The organism is Allobosea psychrotolerans, from assembly GCF_002917105.1.
Classification (GTDB): Bacteria; Pseudomonadota; Alphaproteobacteria; order Rhizobiales; family Beijerinckiaceae; genus Allobosea; species Allobosea psychrotolerans.
This window is the reverse complement of record NZ_PQFZ01000001.1, coordinates 524,765-543,978: the sequence shown is the minus strand read 5'-3', so window position 1 is coordinate 543,978 and position 19,214 is coordinate 524,765. Positions and strand designations below refer to the sequence as shown.

The following is a 19,214-nucleotide window of genomic DNA, read 5'->3' as shown; positions in this document are numbered from 1 at the left end:
GAGCACTGCGCCCCTTGTCCGACCACAACGCCACCTCCGCCCCCTTGCCCCGCCCCGGTGGTCTCGCCGCGCGCGCCGCGGCGGCTCCCGCCGCCGGCTATCTCGCGGGCCTGAACCCGGAGCAGCGCCTCGCCGTCGAGGCGACGGACGGCCCCGTTCTCGTGCTGGCCGGCGCCGGCACCGGCAAGACGCGCGTGCTGACCACCCGCATCGCCCATCTCATTGCCACCAACCGCGCCTTCCCCTCGCAGATCCTGTCGGTGACCTTCACCAACAAGGCGGCGCGCGAGATGAAGGAGCGCATCGCCCATCTCGTCGGCCCGGTCGCCGAGGGCATGCCGTGGCTCGGCACCTTTCACTCGATCTCGGCCAAGCTGCTGCGCCGCCATGCCGAACTGCTTGGCCTGCGCTCGGATTTCACCATCCTCGACACCGACGACCAGATCCGCCTGATGAAGCAGGTGATCGCGGCCGCCGATATCGACGAGAAGCGCTGGCCGGGCCGCATGCTGGCGGGCTTCATCGACTCGTGGAAGAATCGCGGCCTCGCCCCCAAGGATGTCCCGCCGGGCGAGGCCGCCGTCTTCGCCAATGGCAAGGGCGGCGCGCTCTACCTCGCCTATCAGGAGCGCCTGAAGACGCTGAACGCCGTCGATTTCGGCGACCTCTTGCTGCACTGCCTGACGCTGTTCCGCGACAATCCCGACGTGCTCGCAACCTATCACGAGCGCTTCCGCTACATCCTGGTCGACGAGTATCAGGACACCAACACCGCCCAGTATCTCTGGCTGCGGCTGCTCGCCCAGGGCCGGCGCAACATCGCCTGCGTCGGCGACGACGACCAGTCGATCTATGGCTGGCGCGGCGCCGAGGTCGACAACATCCTGCGCTTCGAGCACGATTTTCCCGGCGCCACGGTCGTCCGGCTGGAGCGCAATTACCGCTCGACCGGGCATATCCTCGCCACCGCCTCCAAGCTGATCGCCCGCAATGAGGGCCGGCTCGGCAAGACGCTGCGTACCGAGGATGTCGAGGGCGAGAAGGTCACCATCACCGGCGCCTGGGACAGCCAGGAAGAGGCCAGGCTGATCGGCGACGAGATCGAGAGCCTGCAGCGCAACGGCCATAACCTCTCCGAGATCGCGATCCTGGTGCGCATCTCGGCGCAGATGCGCGAGATCGAGGACCGCTTCGTCCATCTCGGCCTGCCCTATCGCGTCATCGGCGGCCCGCGCTTCTACGAGCGCGCCGAGATCCGCGACGCCATGGCCTATCTGCGCTGCGTCGTCTCGCCGACCGACGACCTCGCCTTCGAGCGCATCGTCAATGTGCCCAAGCGCGGCCTCGGCGACGCCACCATCCAGATCCTGCACAACCACGCCCGCGCGTCCCAGGTCTCGCTGCTGCAATCGGCCCGCATGGTGGTCGAGAGCGACGAATTGAAGCCCAAGGCCAGAACCGCCTTGCGCGAGCTGGTCGAGGCGTTTGGCCGCTGGTCGGCCAGGGCCGAGCACATGCCCCAGGGCGAGCTCGCCGAGCTCGTGCTGGAGGAGTCGGGCTATACCGAGATGTGGCAGAAGGACCGCTCGGCCGATGCTGCCGGCCGGCTCGAAAACCTCAAGGAGCTCGTGCGCTCGCTCGACGAATTCCCCGACCTTCCGGCCTTCCTCGAGCACGTCTCGCTGGTGATGGACGCCGATTCCGGCGAAACCGCCGAGCGCGTCTCGATCATGACGCTGCACGGCGCCAAGGGGCTGGAGTTCGACACCGTCTTCCTGCCCGGCTGGGAGGAAGGCCTCTTCCCCAATCAGCGCGCGCTCGATGAGAGCGGCCGCGCCGGGCTGGAAGAAGAGCGCCGCCTCGCCCATGTCGGCCTGACCCGCGCCCGCAAGCGGCTCAAACTCTATTTCGCTTCGAACCGCCGGATCCATGGCCTCTGGCAATCCAGCCTGCCCAGCCGCTTCATCGACGAATTGCCGGAAGAGCATGTCGAGGTCGTCCAGGCTGCCTCCAACTACAGCCAGGGCGGCTACGGCGCCTCGCGCTTCGACCGCATGGAGAGCTTCGGCTCGAGCTACAACACGCCGGGCTGGCAGCGCGCCCAGGAGAACAAGGCCAAGACCGGCTCGGGCGGCGGCTCGGGCTTCTCAGACAGCGGCGGACGCGGTTTCGGCTCAGGCGGTTTCGGCGGCGGCCGGCAGCGCGGCCCGATGCTGATCGAAGGCGAACTCACCGCGAAATCGACCGGCTCATCGGCCTATGACGCCGGCGCTCGCGTCTTCCACGTCAAATTCGGCCCCGGTTCCGTCGCCAGCGTCGACGGCAACAAGCTGACGGTGGATTTCGACAAGGCCGGGCGGAAGATGGTGCTGGACAGTTTCGTGCAGAAGGCGGGGTGAAGCCCTGGGCCACGGGCCTCCCCGCCTTGACAACCTACCTACTAGTAGGTATACGCAGATATGGCTGGCCCCTCGACAACCTCTGATGAAATCCTGCGCTGCGCTCGCTCCCTCTTGATCGAGGGCGGCTATAACGGCTTCAGCTACGCCGACATCGCAAAGGTCGTCGGCATCAGAAACGCGAGCATTCACCACCATTTTCCCAGCAAGTCGGACCTCGTGCGCACGCTCATTGCCCGATATCGGGAAGAGGCCGAGGCAGGGCTTGCCCATCTGGAACGCCAGTTCACCAATCCTGCCGATCGGCTGCGCGCCTATGTGAGCTATTGGCAAGCCTGCATCGCCGACGCCAGCGCCCCGTTCTGCGTCTGCGCTCTGCTGGCAAGCCAGATTCCGGTCCTTCCTGAGGAGGTCATCCTGGAGGTGCGCGCCCATTTCAGGACGCTCTCCGCCTGGCTGAGCTCGGTTCTCGAAAGCGGCGCACGGCAAGGCAGCTTGCACTTTACCGGCACGGCTAAGGCCGAAGCGGAAGCCTTCATGGCCAGCGTCCACGGCGCGATGCTCTCGGCCCGCGCCTATGGGGATGCCAAGATGTTCGGGGTCATCACCCACCCGCTCCTGGAGCGCCTCGCCACCCGACACTGAAGCGGTCTCTCCGGAAGGGGGCAAGCCAGGGTCGCAATACCTACCAACTAGTAGATAGCCAATTCTTGACGACCCGACGCTGTCTCGTTGCAGCGCATGGGCAATCTCGACCCCGATGAAAGGACACTTCTGATGTTTGGCATTTCTCCGCTCGGCTGGGTGCATACGCTGGGCAGCCTGCCGGCCATTCCGGCAGCGGCATACATGTTCGCGATTCACGGCCGGATCCTGCCTCGCTCGAAGGCGGGCGCCGTCTATTTCGTCTCGATGCTGATCGGTGGCGCGACGGTCTTCCTCGTCGCTCACGCGCCGGTCAGCTACGGCGTCGGGGCAGCGACGCTGCTGCTGCTGGTCACGGGCTACGCTGTCGGCCGATTGCCGGTTCCGGGGCACGTCGCGATCTATGTCGAGACCATTGCACTGAGCCTCACCGCATTCCTGCTCATGGTGCCCACCGCAACCGAAATCCTCCGCCGCGTCCCCGAGGGGCACCCCTTCGTCACTGACCTGCATTCGCCGCTGCTTCTCGGAGTCCAGGCGAGCATTCTTGCTGCACTCGTCATCGGATTGACCGCGCAGATCATCCACCTGCGCAAAGACGGCAAGGCCGCCGTCTGAGCTCCGCGAGTTAGGGTGGCGCCGGCAGCGGTTTCGGCGCCGGCCGGCAGCGCGGCCCGATGCCGGTCGAAGGCGAGCTCGCCGCCAAATCGACCGGCTCATCAGCCCTTGATGCTGGTGCCCGCACATCGAATTCGGCTTGGGCTCCGCTAGGCTGGGTGGAAGATGGTGCCGGATAGCTTCATGCAGAAGGCGGGGTGGGCAGGCGCTCGGCCGGCCTGTTCAGGGCTACGCCTCCGCCTCATGGCAGCACACGCAGTCGCACATCACTTCACCGCCCCTCCCGCGCCTTGAATGCCGCTCGCGCCGCCTCCACCTGCGCGTAATAGGTCTCGGCCCAGACCCAGACCCCGCAGAACGCCGCCGTCAGCTCGCGGCCGAGTTCGGTCTGCGTGTAGTCGACATGCGGCGGGATCACGGGATGGACCTTGCGCGTGATCAGCCCGTCGCATTCCATCTGGCGCACCGTCTTGGTCAGCATCTTCTGGCTGATGCCGCCGACGATCCGACCGATCTGGGTGAAGCGCAGCGTACCGTGCTCCTCCAGCGCCTCCAGGATCAGCATCGTCCATTTGTCCGCGACCTGAGCGATCACGTCGCGCACCAGCGCCTCGACCGCCGGGCTGACCTCGGGATGGGAGAGTCGGCCCTGCTCCTGCATGGCAGCAACCGCATCGCGTATCACCTGCATCCGACACTCTCCTTTTGGTGCCTATAGAACTTTTGGGTGCCTTCTTTCGTTTAGAGAGCATCGCGCCTAGCTCTTGTCCGCGCAACCATGAAAGGCGCATTTGCGAAAGGACTTGGCGATGAACATCACAGGCAACACCATCCTCATCACCGGCGGCGGCTCGGGCATCGGCCGCGCGCTCGCCGAGGCTCTGCACGCCAGGGGTAACCAGGTCGTCATCTCCGGCCGCCGCGAGCAATTGCTCGACGAGGTCACCGCAGCCAATCCGGGGATGGGGTCGATCGTGCTCGACATCCAGGACAAGGCGGACATAGCGGCCTTCGCTCGTGACGCCATCGAGCGCTTCCCTGCCCTGAACGTCGTCATCAACAATGCCGGCATCATGAAGGACGAAGACGTTACCGCGACGGAGGACCACCTCGCCATCGCCGAGGAGACCGTCGTCACCAACCTGCTCGGGCCGATCCGGCTGACCGCAGCCCTGCTGCCGCATCTGCTGAAGCAGCCGAAATCGACCGTGATGACCGTGAGCTCGGGACTGGCGTTCGTGCCCATGGTGGTGACACCGACCTACAGCGCCACCAAGGCGGCGATACATTCCTATTCGATGGCGCTGCGGGAGCAGCTTGCGGGCACCTCGACCCAAGTCATCGAGCTTGCCCCGCCTTACGTCCAGACCGAGCTGCGCGGGCCCGAACAGGCGGTCGATCCGATGGCGATGCCCCTGGCCGACTTCATCGCCGAGGTCATGACGATCCTGGAGACGCAAGCCGACACCCAGGAGGTCATCGTCGAGCGCTGCAAGCCGCTGCGCTTTGCCGCCGAGAACGGCAATCTCGCCGGTGTCTTCGCCATGGTGAACGGCCTGCATTGAGACGAGAAGCGCCGCGCGCCGTGCCGCATGACAAGCGGCGCGCGGGCTGCTATCGCGCTGCCATGCGTGAAGGTCTCCTGCCATCGACGGTCGCGACCGTCCTCGAACTCTCCACCAGCGGCGAGAAGGCGCGCGCGCTGACGGAACTCCTGGGCGAGGTCTTCGACCCGACCGAAACCGCGATCTCCGCCTTCGAGATCGAAAGCGGCGTCACCACGCTCTCGCTGAACGCACCCTGGAAGGTCGAGATCTATTTCGCCACCCACCCGGACGAAGAGGCCGTGCGCGACATGCTGCGGCCGATCGTCGGCGACGTCATCGACAGCACGCCCTTCGCGACCGTGAACCAGCAGGACTGGGTCGCAGCCAGTCTCGACGGCCTCAAGCCCGTGCGTGCGGGCCGCGTCCTCGTCCATGGCGAGCATGATCGCGACGCGGTGCGCATCAACGATGTCGGCATCGAGATTCCGGCCGCGCTCGCCTTCGGCACCGGCCATCACGGCACCACTGCGGGCTGCCTCCTGGCGCTCGACGCCGAACTGAAGCAGCGCCGGCCGCGCAACGCCATCGATGTCGGCACCGGCACCGGGATCCTGGCGCTGGCGCTGGCCAAGCAGATCAAGCGCAAGGTCGTCGCCGGCGATATCGACCTCGTCGCGGTCGAGGTCGCGGCGCATAATGCCCGCGTCAACCACGCCCCGCACGGGCTCGACCTCTATGTCGCTCCGGGCCTGCGCCATGCCAAGGCGAACCGGCCGGGCCATTTCGACCTCATCTTCGCCAATATCCTGGCCGGCCCGCTGAAGCGCCTGGCGCCTTCGATCGCCCGTGCCCTCTCCGGCGACGGTACGGTAATCCTGTCGGGCCTGCTGGCGATGGATGTCGCCGGCGTCGTCTCGACCTACCGGCATCAGGGGCTCTATCTCGCCCGCCAGTCGCTGCGCGAGGGCTGGGCGACGCTGGTGATGAAAAAAGGCGGCGCAGCCCCCAGGCCACGCCACCTTCGATAAATCGAGCAACCCTATAAATTACCCGGAACGTCCGGGCAGCGATCCTTCGCCAGGCTGAGTCGCATGGCGTGGCGTTCGAGAACCGGAGCGGAGCGGACTTTTGTCCGTGAGCACCGGAAGCGCAGCGCGCCACGTCAGGCGGCCGGCATAGCAGAAGGAGCGCCCTTCCCGTTCAGAAGCCCATATGGCCGTACTTGGCCTCGGCTTCAGCCTGCATCGAGCGGGCATCGTGCCAGACGGCGGCGGTGAACTTGGCCGTGTCGATGGCCCACTCATAGACGTGCTTGACGATGGCGATCATGGTCATTGTCCAATGTTGCGCAGCGCGGCGCGAAACCGGCGCGTGAGATCAGGGATTGCTGGGATCAGCGGTTGAAAGGCAGCTTGGCGTCGTCGCTGAGAGCGGTCTGCGGAAAACCGCCCAGAACGATCTCGGCCTCGTTGATCAGGTAGGAACGCGCACGCAGCTCACGGGCGGCGGAACGACGGCGGCTCTCGATCAGCGCCGCGAAGAGCCGCTGCCAGAAGCTCGGGCTGCTCGGTGCGGCGGCCTCGGAAGCGGGCAGAACGGCGGTGTTGTTCATCACATAGGTCACAGGTCCATCTCCTCATTCAAACGAAGGACAGTCCCGGTCGCTTCCTCGTTCTCTTATGCGACTAAAGTGGGCCTTCTTCGCACTTGCGAAAAGGGGATTTCGCAGATGCGAGATATGCACAGAATGCATGCACTTGGCCTTGTTTCGTTAACGATCGCGTTTTTCGCATAACAAAGAGGCAGTAAGCTCAATCGCGAGGCCGCCATGGCCTGCGGAGAAAGCACAGCTGAATGCCGCTTTTGCGCTGGCTTTCGCAGGCTCGAGCCGCGACCATGGCCCAAACCACCGCTTCCGGACCCGCCATGACCGAATCGCCCGCCGCCTGCCGCTTCCAGTCCTTCTCGGAACCGAGCGATCCCTCCCAGGTCGCCCCCAGGGTTGCCGCTCTGCGCGGCGCGCTCGCGGCGCAAGGGCTGGACGGCTTCATCATCCCGCGCGCCGACGAGCATCAGGGCGAATACGTCCCGGCGCATATGGCCCGCCTCGCCTGGCTGACGGGCTTCACCGGCTCGGCCGGCAACGCCATCGTGCTGGCCGATAAGGCGGCGCTGATCGTCGACGGCCGCTACACCATCCAGTCCGCCGAGCAGACCGACACTGCCATCGTCACGCCGACGAGGATGGAGGAGATGCCGCTGGAGCGCTGGATCGAGACCAATCTGCCGGCAGGGAACAAGCTCGGTTACGACCCTTGGCTCCACACCGTCGACGGCGTCGCCAAGCTGGAGAAGGCGGTCGCGGCGGCCGGCGGCACGTTGGTCGCGCTCAAGGCGAACCCGATCGACGCGCTCTGGAGCGATCGCCCTGCCCCGCCCGCCGCTCCGGTCGAGGCGCATCGCGCCGATTTCGCCGGGGAGAGCACGGCGAGCAAGCTCGCCCGCATCCAGGAGGCTCTCGCCAAGGCCAGGGTCGATGCGCTCGTGGTCTCGGACCCGCATGCGCTGGCCTGGACCTTCAACATCCGCGGCGGCGACGTCGAGCACACCCCGCTGCCGCTGGGATATGCCATCGTACCGCGCGAGGGCCGGCCGACGGTCTTCCTGGCGCCCGAAAAGGTGACGAACGAGGCCGGCGACGCCATCGGCGCAGTCGGCGAGATCGCACCTCCCGCGGCGCTGGAAACACAGCTCAACGCGCTGGGCGCGGCCAAGGCCAGGGTCCGGCTCGACTCGGCGACCGCAGCCTCCGCGCTCGCGACGCTGATCGCCGAGGCCGGCGGCATACCCGATGCCGGCGCCGACCCGATCGCGCTGATGAAGGCGCGCAAGAACGAGGCGGAGCTGAAAGGCGCGCGCGATGCCCATCTGCGCGACGGCGCAGCGGTCGCACGCTATCTCGCATGGCTGGCGCGCGAAGCGCCGAAGGGCGGCTTGACCGAGATCGACGCCGTCGCCGCGCTCGAAGCCGAGCGCATCAAGACCGGTCTGCTCAAGGACGTTTCCTTCACCACCATCGCCGGCGCCGGCCCCAATGCCGCCTTGCCGCATTACCGCGTGAGCGAGGCCAGCAACCGCAGGATCGAGCCCGGCATCCTCCTGGTCGATTCCGGCGGGCAATATGAGGACGGCACCACCGACATCACCCGCACCATGGCCGTGGGCGAGCCCACCGACGAGATGCGCGACCGCTACACCCGCGTGCTCAAGGGCCATCTCGCAATCTCGCGCGTCGTCTTCGTCAAGGGCACCTCGGGCGCGCAGCTCGATGCGCTGGCGCGGTTGCCGCTCTGGCAGGCCGGCCTCGATTTCGACCACGGCACGGGCCATGGCGTCGGCAGCTATCTCTCGGTGCATGAGGGGCCGCAGCGCCTCTCCAAGCTCGGCACCACGCCATTGGAGCCGGGCATGATCCTCTCGAATGAGCCGGGCTACTACAAGCAGGGCGAATACGGCATCCGTATCGAGAACCTGATCGTGGTCGAGGAGCGCATCATTCCTGGCGGTGACCGCACCATCTACGGCTTCGAGACCATCACCTGGGCGCCCTATGAGCGCGCCCTGATCGATGTGAAGCTGCTCGACGCCGGCGAGATCGCCTGGATCGACGCCTATCACGCACAAGTCTGGAGCAAGCTCGCCCCGCTGGTCGAGGGCGAGGCGAAGGCGTGGCTGGAAAAGGCGTGCCTGCCGCTGTGAGAACCTTCCCTTCTCCCCTCGTGGGAGAAGGTGGCGCGCAGCGCCGGATGAGGGGGCGCCGTGCCCTCTCCGGCTGGTTTTCATAAGGCTAAACGGTCGCCGTCGAGCGCCCCCTCATCCGTCTCGGCTTCGCCGATCCACCTTCTCCCGCATGACGAGAAGGGGCGAGCGCGCTATGTCAGCGCCCTGAGCCCCACCACCGCCATCACCCCGACCACCACCACGGCCAGGAAGGGCAGCCGCGTCGCAGCCAGCGCCGTCACGGCGGCCGCAGCCGTCTCGGGCCAGCCGGTCGCGAGCGCGCTCGGCGCGATCACGGCGATCAGGACAGCCGGTGGAATCGCGTCAAAAGCAGCCTGGGCGCGCGGCGACAGGTCGAACCGGCCAGCCAGCGCCAGCCCCGCCACCCGTGTCGCATAGGTCACCACGGCCATGCCGAGGATGGCGAGAAGATTGAGGCTGTCGAACGCCATCATGCCGCCTCCTCGGTCGCGACCACTGCGTCGCCGCCGGCCGCGAGCCACGCCGCGGCAAGCCCGCAAAGCGCGCCGGCCAGCACATGCCAGGGCGGCCCGGCAAGGCGATAGGTCAGGGCCGAGGCGATACCAGCCGCACCCACGGTCCAGGCCGTCACGCGCCCCTTCCAGAAGGCGGCCGTCAACGCGATGAAGATGGCGGTGAAGGCGAAATCCGCGCCGAAGCGTCGCGGATCTCCCAATGCCGGGCCGACGATGGCCCCAAGCGTCGTCATCATCAGCCAGCAGGCGACGAAGGGGATCAGCATGCCGAACCAATAGCCCGGCGTCAGGCTATGCGTACGCGCCCGCTTCTCGGCCAGGGCCCAGTTCTCATCGGCCATATAGGCCAGACCGAGCCATTTCTGCCATGACGCAAAGCCATCGAGCTTGGGCACCAGCGAGGTGCCCATCAGCACATGGCGGGCATTGATCAGGAGTGTCGAGAAGATCAGCGCCGCGACCGGAGCCGGCGTCGCCCATAATTCGACGGCGGCGAACTGGGCCCCGCCTGCGAAGACGAGCGCGCTCATCAGGAAAACCTCGAACGGCGACAGGCCCTTGCCTGCCGCGAGCGCGCCAAACAGCAGGGCGAAGGGCGCAGCCGCCAGCATGGCTGGCCAGACGTCGGAAAAGCCCGTGCGGGCGTCGTCGAGAGCTGATGACATGGGGCGCTTAAAGGTCAGGAGAGATGGGCGGAGCGCAGGACGCCCGGCGTCACGCCATAGCGCGCCTTGAAGGCTCGGGTCAGATGGGCCTGGTCGCAGAAGCCGGTCGCCGCTGCGACATCGCCCGGCGTCTCGCCGCGGCGCAACCGGTCGCGGGCGCGCCGGACGCGGACATCGATCAGCCAGGCATGGGGCGTGAGCCCGGTTTCGCGCCGGAAGGCACGGATCAGGTGATGGCGCGGCAACCGCGCGGCCCGGGCGAGCTCCGCAAGCGAGAGATCCTCGCCATGGCGTGCCTCGATCAACGCCTTGACGATCGCGACCGGACCGGTCTCCTGCCCGACATCGCGCACGGCGAGATTGGCGTGGTGGCCGAGGAAATGGGCGTAGGCGCGCACCAGCCCCTCCTCGCCGGCGAGCGCGTCGCCGCCCTCCTCCAGCAATTGGTGCGCCGCGCTGAACAACGCCGCTCCGACGGGATCATGCACCACGGGCTCGCGGAAGAACGGCGTGCCGATGCCGTCATGCCCCGTCAGCGAGGCGGCCAGCTCCTGCATCAGCCCGATCGTCGGATAGCTCATCCGGTAGCGGTAGCCGCCCTCGCTCGGCGCGCCGTCATGGACGTCGAGCGGGTGGTTCATCACGATATCGCCCGCCCCGGCATAGAGCTTGCGGCCGCGTGCATGCCAGACCTCGCAACCGGTCTCGATCGTCCCGATCGCGTAAGTGTCGTGCGCATGCGGCGCATAGGCATGGGTGCGGAAGGTCGCGGCGAGGAACTCGAGCGCGCCAAAGCGCGCAGCGGTGAAGAGGTGCGCCCTCTCCTCCGCTCGCAACGGCGATGCCGACAAGGCCTGTCCCTGGCTGATCAGTTCCATGGGGCGAGTTTAGACCGGAACCGCCCCGCCCTGTCTTGAAGAAAAGTGATGAAGCCGATCAGGCCGGCTTCACCTCGCCGCGCCCGGCGAAGGCGACGAGAAGCGCCCCCGCCAGGGTCGCCAGGGCGCAATAGCCGGTCGCGCCCGTGGCGCCGAAATGGTCGACCAGAACCCCGCCGAGAACGGCGCCGCTGGCGATCGCGACCTGGAAAGCCGCGACCAGCAAACCACCCACGGCCTCCGCCTGGTCCGGCGCGACACGCACCATCCAGGTCTGGAGGCCGACCGGCAGCGCACCGAAGGCAAAGCCCCAGAGCGCGACCGCGCCGGCCGCGACCCAAAGGCTGCCGCCGAAGGCGACGAGCGCCGCCGCCGTCGTTGCGGCGAGCAGGGCGCCGAAGATCACTGCGGCGGGCGCGCTGCGCTCGACGATCGCGGCGCCTGCGAAATTGCCGAAGAAGCCGCCGACTCCATAGGCCAGGAGCACGAGCGAGATCGTCTCGACCGAAAGCCGCGGCACCTGCTCGAGGAAGGGGCGGACATAGGTGAAGCCGGCGAAATGGCCCGAGATCACGATGAGAACCGTCGCCAGGACGAGCCGCACATTGCCGCGCCGCATCAATGCGAACAGCGTCCCGAGCTGCGCGGCCGCCAAAGGCGGCAGGCGCGGCATGGTGACGAGCTGGGCGATGAGGGCGAGGATCCCGACCACGGCCCCGATCGCGAAGACCGAGCGCCAGCCGAGCAGGTCGCCGAGATAGGCGCCGACCGGCGCGGCGCTGACCGTCGCGAAGGAGACGCCGGTGAAGATGATCGACATGGCGCGCGGCAGCGCGCGCTCCGGCACCAGCCGCATCGCGGTTGCCGCCATCATCGACCAGAAGCCGCCGAGCCCGATGCCCAGCAGCACGCGGGCCGCCAAAAGCGTGGCGAGGCCGTCGGAGAGTGCGGCAAGGATGTTGGACAGCACCAGCAGGACGGTGAAGCCCCAGATCACGTGGCGACGGTCGAGCCCGCGCGTCAGGATCGAGGTGAAGAGCGCGGCGAAGATGGCGACCACGGCAGTCGCGGTCACCGTCTGTCCGGCGGCGCCGTCGGAGACACCGATATCGGCCGCCATCGGCGTCAGCAGGCTGGCGGGCAGGAATTCGGCCGTGACCAGGCCGAAAACGCCGAGGGTGAGCGAGACAATCGCGGCCCAGGCCGGGCTTTGCTCATCGGCATCGGCCGGGGAATCGAATGGCAGGGTTGCGACGGCAGTGGCGGATTCGGACATGGCTGTCTCCAAAGGGTTGCCGCAAGATGGGCGTGACCGCCTGGAGCTTCCATGCTAGTTTCTCCACAATGCTTGACCATTCGTCCAAAACTGTTGCGCCTGCGAACGACCCGTTGAGCGAGATGTTGCGGGGTCTGCGGCTCGATGGCGTCGAATATGGCCGCTGCCAGATGGCGCAGCCCTGGGCCATCGCCCTTCCCGCCCAGAAGGCTGCGCGCTTCTATTTCATCGGCAAGCGCGGCTGCTGGCTGCTGACGCCTGCGAAGGAATGGATCGCATTGCGCGAGGGCGACGCGCTGCTGTTCCCGCGCGGGGCCGAGCATGTGCTCGCCAGTGCGCCGGATGTCGAGGCCTTTCCGCTGGGAAGCTGCGAAGTCCAGAAGGTTTGCGGCAACATCTTCGATCTCAAGGGCGGCGGAGACGGCGAGGCCACCTTGCTCTTCAGCGGCAGCATGACTTTCAATGTCGACAGCGCCCACCCCTTGCTGCGGATGATGCCCGAGCTGATGCGGATGTGCGATCTGGCGACGAGCGAGTCGGGCATCCCGCATCTCCTGGAGGCAATGGCCCGCGAAGTGGCGATGGACCGGGTCGGCGCCGGCGGCATCCTGGCGCGACTCGCCGATGTGCTGGCGGCCAGCATCATCCGCTCCTGGGTCGAGAGCGGTTGCGGCGACGCCACGGGCTGGATCGCGGCGGCGCGCTGCCCCGATGTCGGCAAGGTTCTGGCGGCGATCCATCTCGACCCGGAGCGCGACTGGACGGTCGCTTCGCTGGCCAGGCTGATGGGCGCCTCGCGCTCCGCCTTCGCCGAGCGCTTCGCCAGCGTCGTCGGCGAGACGCCGGCCCGCTATGTCGCGCAGATGCGCATGCATCAGGCCCGGCAATGGCTCGCCGGCGACAAGCTCAAGATCTCGGTCGTGGCCCGGCGTCTCGGCTATGAATCGGAAGCCTCCTTCAGCCGCGCCTTCAAGCGCGTCATCGGCACGGCTCCGAGCCATGTCCGGGCAGACAGTGCCCACGGGCAGAACGGAGCGACGCGGCCGAGCGCGGGCAACTGACCGCGTGACGCCACCCGCCCCCTGTGCGTTCAGCTTGCGAGCTTGGAGCGGCGATCCGAGCTCGACAGAATAACCGGCGACATCACCTCCGGCATCGCAGTGATGCGTCAACCCGAGCGGAACAATGACGAGTTGTCCCGGTTCTGTTTGGGACCGCCGAGCGCCCGAAAGCCGGCGTTGCGGCCCATGCGAACGGATATTCATCATGACAATCAAACATATCGCCCTGGCCGGCGCAGCCGCGCTGGCGCTCCTGGCCCTTCCCCTCAGCGCGAGCGCGCAGGGCATTCCGCGCGGCGCGGCTGAAGGCGCACGCGTCGGCAACCAGGCGGCCGGCCCGGTCGGCGGCGCTGCAGGCGCGGTCGTCGGCGGCGTTGCCGGCGGCGTGGTGGGGGGCGTCAAGGGCGTCGTCGGCATTCCGCAAAGGACCGGCGTTTCGCATCGCCATCGCCACCACAGACGCTATCATCGCCACTGAATCCGTCTCTCATCCAGGAGCGAGAGCAGGATCAACGCGAAAAACCGGTGCCCACGTTTTCGCATCCTGCTCTCGCGCGTTTTCGAGCGAAGTGGATGCGGGTTCGCGTGAAGACAACGCGTCAGAACAAAAAGATAGAGCAATTGAGCGATCCAACTGGATCGGGACGCACTCTAGCCTCCGACGAGGCTGAACCAGCCAGCTTCGTCAATGACCTGGACGCCGTGCTTTGCGGCGTCCTTGAGCTTCGAACCTGCGCCGGGCCCCGCGACCAGGAGATCGGTCTTCGAGGAGACCGAGCCCGCGACCTTGGCGCCGAGCCGCTCGGCCATTGCCTTGGCCTCGTCGCGGGTCATCTGCTCCAGCGCGCCGGTGAAGACCACCGTCTTGCCGGCGACCGGGCTGACCGAGGCGACCGCCTCCAGCGGCTGCGGCACGACCTGCTCCAAGAGCCGGTCGAGCAGCTGCTCATTGTGAGCCTCGGCGAAGAACTGCACCAGCGCCTCGACCACGGTCGGCCCGACGCCGTCGATCGCGTCGAGTTCCTGGCGCTCGGGCGAGGCCGGATCGGCCGCCGCGATGCCCGCCGCGCGCAGAGCCTCGAACGAGCCGTAATGCCGCGCCAGGAGCCGGGCATTGGTCTCGCCGATATGGCGGATGCCGAGCCCGAAGATGAAGCGGTTGAGCGGCGGCTGGCGCCTGTCCTCGATCGCAGCGAACAGCTTGGCGACGCTCTGGCTGCCAAAGCCTTCCTTGTCCCTGAGCTTCTTGAAATTCTCCGCATCGCGCCGGGCCAGCGTGAAGATGTCGGCCGGCTCCTTCACCGGCAGGTCGGGGTCGGCATGGAAGAACTCGATCTGCTTGTCGCCGAGCCCGTCGATGTCGAGCGCGTCGCGCGAGACGAAGTGCTTCAGGCGCTCTACTGCCTGGGCCGGGCAGATCAACCCGCCGGTGCAGCGGCGCACCGCATCCTCCTTGCCGCTGCGCGGGTTCATCTCCCGCGTCGCATGGCTGCCGCAGGCCGGACATAGCGTCGGGAAGGCATAGGGCTGCGAATTCGCTGGCCGCTTCGACAGATCGACCGACTGGACGCGCGGGATCACGTCGCCGGCGCGCTTCACCGTCACCGTGTCGCCGACGCGGATGTCGGGCGGCTCGCCATCGCGGATGCGCTCGCCCTTCGAATCGAAGCCGCGGATATAGTCCTCATTGTGGAGGGTCGCATTGGAGACGACGACGCCACCGACCGTGACCGGCCTGAGCTTGGCGACGGGGCTGAGCGCGCCGGTGCGTCCGACCTGGATCTCGATCGCCTCCAGCACCGTGGTCGCCAGTTCCGCCGGAAATTTATGCGCGATCGCCCAACGCGGCGCGCGCGCGACGAAGCCGAGCCGCGTCTGCAGGGCAAGCTCGTCGACCTTGTAGACGACGCCGTCGATATCGTAGCCGAGCGTGGCCCGCTGGCTCTCGATCAACCGGTAGCGCTCCAGCAAGTCCTCGACGCTCTCGCAGCGCTTCATCAGCGGGTTGGTGCGAAAACCCCAGCGCTTGAAGGCCTCGACCACGCCGAATTGCGTCACAGCCGGCATGACCGGCATCTCACCCCAGGCATAGGCGAAGAAGCGCAGGGGCCGCGCCGCGGTGATCGAAACATCGAGCTGGCGCAGCGAGCCGGCCGCCGCATTGCGCGGATTGGCGAATTCGGGCAGCCCCTTCTCACGCTGGCGTTCGTTGATCCCAGCGAAATCGACATGGCCGAGATAGACCTCGCCGCGCACCTCGGCGATCTCCGGCACATCGTCGCCGGACAGCACATGCGGGATTTCGGAGATCGTGCGGGCGTTCGACGTGACGTCCTCGCCCTCCTCGCCATCGCCGCGCGTCGCGGCTGAGACCAGCGCGCCCTTCTCATAGCGCAGCGAGAGCGAGAGCCCGTCGATCTTGGGCTCTGCCGTGAAGGCGATGCCGGCCTCTTCCTTCATGCCGAGGAAGCTGCGCACGCGCTGCACGAAATCGGCGACATCCTCATCCGTGAAGGCGTTGCCGAGCGAGAGCATCGGCACGCGATGACGGATCTTGGCAAATTTCCCGGAGGGCTTGGCGCCGACCTTGTCGCTGACGGAAGCGGCGTCCTTCAGAACCGGGAACGCCTTCTCCAGCGCGACGAGCCGGCGACGCTTGGCGTCATAGCTCGCATCGTCGAGGATCGGCTGGTCGTCCTGGAAATAGGCACTGTCGGCAGCCGCGATCTCGGCGGCGAGCAATTTGTGCTCCGCCCGCGCCTGGCGCTGCGTCAACTCCGCGACGGGAATGGCTTGGGACTCGCTCATGCCCTTTCATTAGGCGAGATGCCTGTGACGAGAAAGGGCAGGAGCCGGCGGAGCCTCGACTCTGCGTCCCGCTTTCGTGTTCGGCATGCATGCGACAAAGCGCCCGTTCGCGCGTATAATGCCGGGGCTGGGAATTGGAAGCTCGACGCCTGCAGGCCGTTGACCCAAGGATGGCGTCGATTGCCGCAAGCGAACCGGGCCAGAACCGGGAGAAACGCCATGGCAAACCTCGACGGCACAGTGCCCGATGCCGGTACGCGCCTCGCGGCGCAACACGCCGAACCGAAGATCAACATCATCACAACCCGCGACCTTCACGACGCGCTCCTGCGCGGCTGGGAGGATTTCAAGGCGCAGCCGAGCCATCTCGTCTTCATCGCGCTGATCTATCCGATCGCCGGCGTGATGATCGCGCAGCTCACCGTGACCTACAACATCTTCCCGCTGCTTTTCCCGCTGCTCGGCGGCTTCGCCTTGCTCGGCCCCTTCGCCGCGATCGGCCTCTACGAGGTCAGCCGCAGGCGCGAGCTCGGCATGGATTCCTCCTGGAACCATGCCTTCGGCATCCTGAGATCGCCCTCGATCGGCCAGATTCTCCTGCTCGGTGCGATGCTCACCGGCCTCTTCATCGCCTGGCTGTTTGCCGCCTGGTTCATCTATCGCGGCCTGCTCGGCCTGCCGCCCGACGTCTCGACGCCGGACTTCCTGCGCGCGGTCTTCACCACCTTCGACGGCTGGGTGATGATGATCGTCGGCAATTCGCTCGGCCTGCTCTTTGCAATCCTCGCCTTCTCGATCTCGGTGGTGTCCTTCCCGCTGATCATCGACAAGGGAGTCGACGCGCCGACCGCGATCAAGACCTCGATCGCCGCCGTCGAGGCCAATCCGCGCGTGATGATGTATTGGGGGTTGATGATCACCGGGCTTCTGGTGCTCGGCTGCCTGCCCGTGCTGGTCGGCCTGGTCGTGGTCATGCCGGTGCTCGGCCACGCGACCTGGCATCTCTACCGCAAGGTCGTCGAGGCTTGATCGGCAGGCCTTCCGTCCCGGCCACGCTGACTGCGGCGCCTGCCGGAGCGAGCGCCGCCTGAGCACGTCAGTAGTCCAGCGTTCTTGCACCTGGCCTGGCGGCCGCTTCGAACTGCTGTAGGAATTCGCGGCTAGCTGCCTGTCTTATCACCGCGACGGGAGCGGCAACAGCAGCTCCGGCAACGCGTGCGCCGCCCAGCGCCGCCATCCCCACTCGGTCGGCCAGGCTGGCCTCGCCGCCCGCCAGCGATTGGCCGGACAGGCGCTGCCCCAGCACCCGCACCATCTCGGGGCTGTCGGCGAAGGTGTTGTGCGCCAGCGGATCGCCAGCCTTCACGTCCGAGGTGTCGATGATCGAGATGCCGAGCGTGGCGAGCTCAGCCGCATAGGGCCGCATATCCGCTGCGCCGACGCGGTCGACATCGCCTGAAAGCCAGCGCGACAAGGCCAAAGCGCGATCGTTGCGGGAGGAGAAGATCGTAAAATGCGGCCGCTTCGGGCCCATTTCGATGATCTGGCGGCGAAACACGTCGACATCGATGTCCGGCGAGGCGAGCACGACGTTCCGGATCTTGGCGGAGATAGCCTTGTCGCGCAGCGCGATGCCGCGCAGCGCTTCGGTGGCGAGCCAGCTTCCCATCGAATGTGCCAGGATCGTCACCTCGCCGACATCGGGGCTCTTGGCGGCCTCCCGCAGCAACTCCTCCAGCGCGTTGCGGGAAAAATTCGTGCTCTCCTTGTCGTAGACATAGTCGAAAACGCTGGCGCGCGAGGGCCAGGTGAACAGGACCGGAGAGGCGTCGATGCCCGCATCATGGGAAATCTGGGCGAAGCGATAGACGGCGTCGGAATAGGTATTGTTGAAGCCGTGCACGAAGACGAGTAGCCGGCGCTTCGAACCACGATTGCGATACCAGTCCATGGCCGCGCTGGTCGACGGAACCGGCTTGACCTGAAGCGTGACGAAATCGGTCTGCGGATTGCCCGGCGACCGGCCGGGCCACTGGATTTCCCCGACTTTGCGATTGCTGTCGGGCGGGATGGAGACCACGATATTCGTCAATGAGATCGCCGTCGCCCGTTCCCCGGTGAAGAGCTCCCCTGGGTCGCTCGCCGGTTTGCGCGTGGTGGCGACAAGCATGTCGACCCGGCTCGCGCCTGGCACGGAGACGGCGACCGGCTCGAGGATTTTCGACGGCTGCGTCGCGCAGGCTCCCAGCAGCAGGCAGAGCGCTAACGCCAGGCGGTTGGGAGAGCCCATCATCATCGTGCCGCCCGCTCCGCGACCGGCATGCCCCGTCCCGGCGTCGTCAAGGATGTCAGGAAGCTGCGAATGATCGCCCCGCCTTCGGGCATGAGCGCGAGCTCGACCTCCTCGATCAGCCACTCCGTGATCAGGCCATCCAGCATGGCATAGAGCGCAAGCGCGGCGGAGCGCGCCGTCCAGGGCTGCGCCAGGGCGCCGCTGCGCTGCGCGGCCTCGCATATGCCCATCAAGGACGCGCGGATCTGCTGGCGGAAATGGCGCATATTGCCGACATCGTCGGGCGCGCCGTTGACGTCGATCACCTTGAGCAACGCGAGGAGGCGCCGCTTCGCGGCGTCGCCTTGAAGCTCGGTGAATGTCGTCGCGACCAGATCGCCGAATGCCTCGAGCGGCGCGAGCGCCGAATCCGCCGTCAGGCGCCGGGCGAGCTGCTGCATCGGCTGGATGATCTCGTCCCGCATCGCGAAGAGCAGTCCGAGCTTGTTGTGGAAATGGAAATGGACGGCTCCGCGCGAGACGCCGGCGGCGACGGCGATCTCGTCCAGCGAACACGCCTCAAAACCGCGCTGCAGGAACAGCGCTTCCGCCGCCCGCAGGATCGTCTGCCGCGTCTCCGCAGCCTGCTCTTTGGTTCTTCGCACGGAATACACCTCTCGCTCCGCGCAAACCCTACATACAAACGGTCCGTATGTATATAAGCACTCCGCACCGCTATTGAGAGCGCGGCGAACAATCCAGAACGCG

19 protein-coding genes are annotated in these 19,214 nt (G+C 66.9%); 9 read left to right on the top strand and 10 right to left on the bottom strand.

Annotated features, from left to right (window positions below):
- Positions 1–14 precede the first annotated feature (14 nt).
- From CYD53_RS02635 to CYD53_RS02625, 3 genes are all read left to right on the top strand, one after another.
- Entirely contained in the window at positions 15–2,399 is a 2,385-nt protein-coding gene (locus tag CYD53_RS02635) for an ATP-dependent helicase (RefSeq protein ID WP_245928045.1), read from the top strand.
- 60 nt (positions 2,400–2,459) lie between these two features.
- Positions 2,460–3,044, top strand: coding sequence for a TetR/AcrR family transcriptional regulator (locus tag CYD53_RS02630; RefSeq protein ID WP_103716539.1), 585 nt, complete (start codon positions 2,460–2,462; stop codon positions 3,042–3,044).
- Positions 3,045–3,176: 132 nt separating this feature from the next.
- Positions 3,177–3,662 carry a hypothetical protein gene (locus CYD53_RS02625; RefSeq protein WP_103716678.1) on the top strand — a complete coding sequence of 162 codons (486 nt, stop codon included), beginning with the start codon at positions 3,177–3,179 and terminating at the stop codon, positions 3,660–3,662.
- 271 nt (positions 3,663–3,933) lie between these two features.
- On the opposite strand, the gene CYD53_RS02620 is transcribed toward CYD53_RS02625, so the two are convergent.
- Positions 3,934–4,323 carry a winged helix-turn-helix transcriptional regulator gene (locus CYD53_RS02620; RefSeq protein ID WP_245928063.1) on the bottom strand — a complete coding sequence of 130 codons (390 nt, stop codon included), beginning with the start codon at positions 4,321–4,323 and terminating at the stop codon, positions 3,934–3,936.
- 148 nt (positions 4,324–4,471) lie between these two features.
- Between CYD53_RS02620 and CYD53_RS02615 the strand changes: the two genes are divergently transcribed.
- Positions 4,472–5,227 carry an SDR family oxidoreductase gene (locus tag CYD53_RS02615; RefSeq protein WP_103716537.1) on the top strand — a complete coding sequence of 252 codons (756 nt, stop codon included), beginning with the start codon at positions 4,472–4,474 and terminating at the stop codon, positions 5,225–5,227.
- Positions 5,228–5,289: 62 nt separating this feature from the next.
- The gene (locus tag CYD53_RS02610; RefSeq protein ID WP_103716677.1) at positions 5,290–6,237 is read left to right on the top strand and encodes a 50S ribosomal protein L11 methyltransferase; all 948 of its coding nucleotides are present in this window, start codon (positions 5,290–5,292) and stop codon (positions 6,235–6,237) included.
- 172 nt (positions 6,238–6,409) lie between these two features.
- Here CYD53_RS02610 and CYD53_RS30835 read toward each other — a convergent pair whose 3' ends face one another.
- Both CYD53_RS30835 and CYD53_RS02605 read right to left on the bottom strand, forming a co-directional pair.
- Complete coding sequence (locus CYD53_RS30835; RefSeq protein WP_281261238.1) at positions 6,410–6,544, bottom strand: hypothetical protein; 135 nt, start codon at positions 6,542–6,544, stop codon at positions 6,410–6,412.
- Positions 6,545–6,602: 58 nt separating this feature from the next.
- Positions 6,603–6,833 (bottom strand): hypothetical protein, encoded by a 231-nt coding sequence (locus CYD53_RS02605; protein ID WP_103716536.1) that lies wholly within the window; start codon positions 6,831–6,833, stop codon positions 6,603–6,605.
- Positions 6,834–7,135: 302 nt separating this feature from the next.
- Between CYD53_RS02605 and CYD53_RS02600 the strand changes: the two genes are divergently transcribed.
- Positions 7,136–8,968: an aminopeptidase P family protein gene (locus CYD53_RS02600; RefSeq protein WP_103716676.1), complete on the top strand. Its 1,833-nt coding sequence runs from the start codon at positions 7,136–7,138 to the stop codon at positions 8,966–8,968.
- Between the two features lie 173 nt (positions 8,969–9,141).
- Here CYD53_RS02600 and CYD53_RS02595 read toward each other — a convergent pair whose 3' ends face one another.
- The 4 genes from CYD53_RS02595 to CYD53_RS02580 are packed head-to-tail and all read right to left on the bottom strand — an operon-like array spanning position 9,142 to position 12,305.
- Positions 9,142–9,441, bottom strand: coding sequence for an AzlD family protein (locus CYD53_RS02595; protein ID WP_103716675.1), 300 nt, complete (start codon positions 9,439–9,441; stop codon positions 9,142–9,144).
- Entirely contained in the window at positions 9,441–10,151 is a 711-nt protein-coding gene (locus CYD53_RS02590) for an AzlC family ABC transporter permease (protein WP_103716535.1), read from the bottom strand. The genes CYD53_RS02595 and CYD53_RS02590 overlap by 1 nt, the downstream gene beginning before the upstream one ends.
- Positions 10,152–10,165: 14 nt before the next feature.
- Entirely contained in the window at positions 10,166–11,029 is an 864-nt protein-coding gene (locus CYD53_RS02585; RefSeq protein ID WP_103716534.1) for an AraC family transcriptional regulator, read from the bottom strand.
- Positions 11,030–11,087: 58 nt separating this feature from the next.
- Positions 11,088–12,305 carry an MFS transporter gene (locus CYD53_RS02580; RefSeq protein WP_103716533.1) on the bottom strand — a complete coding sequence of 406 codons (1,218 nt, stop codon included), beginning with the start codon at positions 12,303–12,305 and terminating at the stop codon, positions 11,088–11,090.
- Positions 12,306–12,373: 68 nt separating this feature from the next.
- Between CYD53_RS02580 and CYD53_RS02575 the strand changes: the two genes are divergently transcribed.
- The gene (locus CYD53_RS02575; protein ID WP_103716532.1) at positions 12,374–13,366 is read left to right on the top strand and encodes an AraC family transcriptional regulator; all 993 of its coding nucleotides are present in this window, start codon (positions 12,374–12,376) and stop codon (positions 13,364–13,366) included.
- 205 nt (positions 13,367–13,571) lie between these two features.
- Positions 13,572–13,844, top strand: coding sequence for a hypothetical protein (locus tag CYD53_RS02570; RefSeq protein WP_103716531.1), 273 nt, complete (start codon positions 13,572–13,574; stop codon positions 13,842–13,844).
- Between the two features lie 173 nt (positions 13,845–14,017).
- Here CYD53_RS02570 and ligA read toward each other — a convergent pair whose 3' ends face one another.
- Positions 14,018–16,174: an NAD-dependent DNA ligase LigA gene (ligA, locus tag CYD53_RS02565; RefSeq protein ID WP_103716530.1), complete on the bottom strand. Its 2,157-nt coding sequence runs from the start codon at positions 16,172–16,174 to the stop codon at positions 14,018–14,020.
- A gap of 219 nt (positions 16,175–16,393) precedes the next feature.
- On the opposite strand from ligA, the gene CYD53_RS02560 reads away from it, so the two are divergent.
- Positions 16,394–17,203 (top strand): DUF2189 domain-containing protein, encoded by an 810-nt coding sequence (locus tag CYD53_RS02560; RefSeq protein WP_103716529.1) that lies wholly within the window; start codon positions 16,394–16,396, stop codon positions 17,201–17,203.
- A 67-nt stretch (positions 17,204–17,270) separates the two neighbouring features.
- On the opposite strand, the gene CYD53_RS02555 is transcribed toward CYD53_RS02560, so the two are convergent.
- Together CYD53_RS02555 and CYD53_RS02550 are read right to left on the bottom strand one after the other, a co-directional pair.
- Positions 17,271–18,470, bottom strand: coding sequence for an alpha/beta hydrolase (locus tag CYD53_RS02555; protein ID WP_103716528.1), 1,200 nt, complete (start codon positions 18,468–18,470; stop codon positions 17,271–17,273).
- Positions 18,467–19,111 (bottom strand): TetR family transcriptional regulator, encoded by a 645-nt coding sequence (locus tag CYD53_RS02550; RefSeq protein WP_181011683.1) that lies wholly within the window; start codon positions 19,109–19,111, stop codon positions 18,467–18,469. Before CYD53_RS02550 ends, CYD53_RS02555 begins: the two co-directional genes overlap by 4 nt.
- Positions 19,112–19,214: the final 103 nt, after the last annotated feature.

Bases quoted from the DNA above. Each gene is read 5' to 3' on its own strand.
- CYD53_RS02630 (WP_103716539.1), top strand. From the start codon at position 2,460: ATGGCTGGCCCCTCGACAACCTCTGATGAAATCCTGCGCTGCGCTCGC.
- CYD53_RS02625 (WP_103716678.1), top strand. From the start codon at position 3,177: ATGTTTGGCATTTCTCCGCTCGGCTGGGTGCATACGCTGGGCAGCCTG.
- CYD53_RS02620 (WP_245928063.1), bottom strand. From the start codon at position 4,323: ATGCAGGAGCAGGGCCGACTCTCCCATCCCGAGGTCAGCCCGGCGGTC.
- CYD53_RS02615 (WP_103716537.1), top strand. From the start codon at position 4,472: ATGAACATCACAGGCAACACCATCCTCATCACCGGCGGCGGCTCGGGC.
- CYD53_RS02610 (WP_103716677.1), top strand. From the start codon at position 5,290: ATGCGTGAAGGTCTCCTGCCATCGACGGTCGCGACCGTCCTCGAACTC.
- CYD53_RS30835 (WP_281261238.1), bottom strand. From the start codon at position 6,544: ATGACCATGATCGCCATCGTCAAGCACGTCTATGAGTGGGCCATCGAC.
- CYD53_RS02600 (WP_103716676.1), top strand. From the start codon at position 7,136: ATGACCGAATCGCCCGCCGCCTGCCGCTTCCAGTCCTTCTCGGAACCG.
- CYD53_RS02595 (WP_103716675.1), bottom strand. From the start codon at position 9,441: ATGGCGTTCGACAGCCTCAATCTTCTCGCCATCCTCGGCATGGCCGTG.
- CYD53_RS02590 (WP_103716535.1), bottom strand. From the start codon at position 10,151: ATGTCATCAGCTCTCGACGACGCCCGCACGGGCTTTTCCGACGTCTGG.
- CYD53_RS02585 (WP_103716534.1), bottom strand. From the start codon at position 11,029: ATGGAACTGATCAGCCAGGGACAGGCCTTGTCGGCATCGCCGTTGCGA.
- CYD53_RS02580 (WP_103716533.1), bottom strand. From the start codon at position 12,305: ATGTCCGAATCCGCCACTGCCGTCGCAACCCTGCCATTCGATTCCCCG.
- CYD53_RS02575 (WP_103716532.1), top strand. From the start codon at position 12,374: ATGCTTGACCATTCGTCCAAAACTGTTGCGCCTGCGAACGACCCGTTG.
- CYD53_RS02570 (WP_103716531.1), top strand. From the start codon at position 13,572: ATGACAATCAAACATATCGCCCTGGCCGGCGCAGCCGCGCTGGCGCTC.
- ligA (WP_103716530.1), bottom strand. From the start codon at position 16,174: ATGAGCGAGTCCCAAGCCATTCCCGTCGCGGAGTTGACGCAGCGCCAG.
- CYD53_RS02560 (WP_103716529.1), top strand. From the start codon at position 16,394: ATGGCAAACCTCGACGGCACAGTGCCCGATGCCGGTACGCGCCTCGCG.
- CYD53_RS02555 (WP_103716528.1), bottom strand. From the start codon at position 18,470: ATGATGATGGGCTCTCCCAACCGCCTGGCGTTAGCGCTCTGCCTGCTG.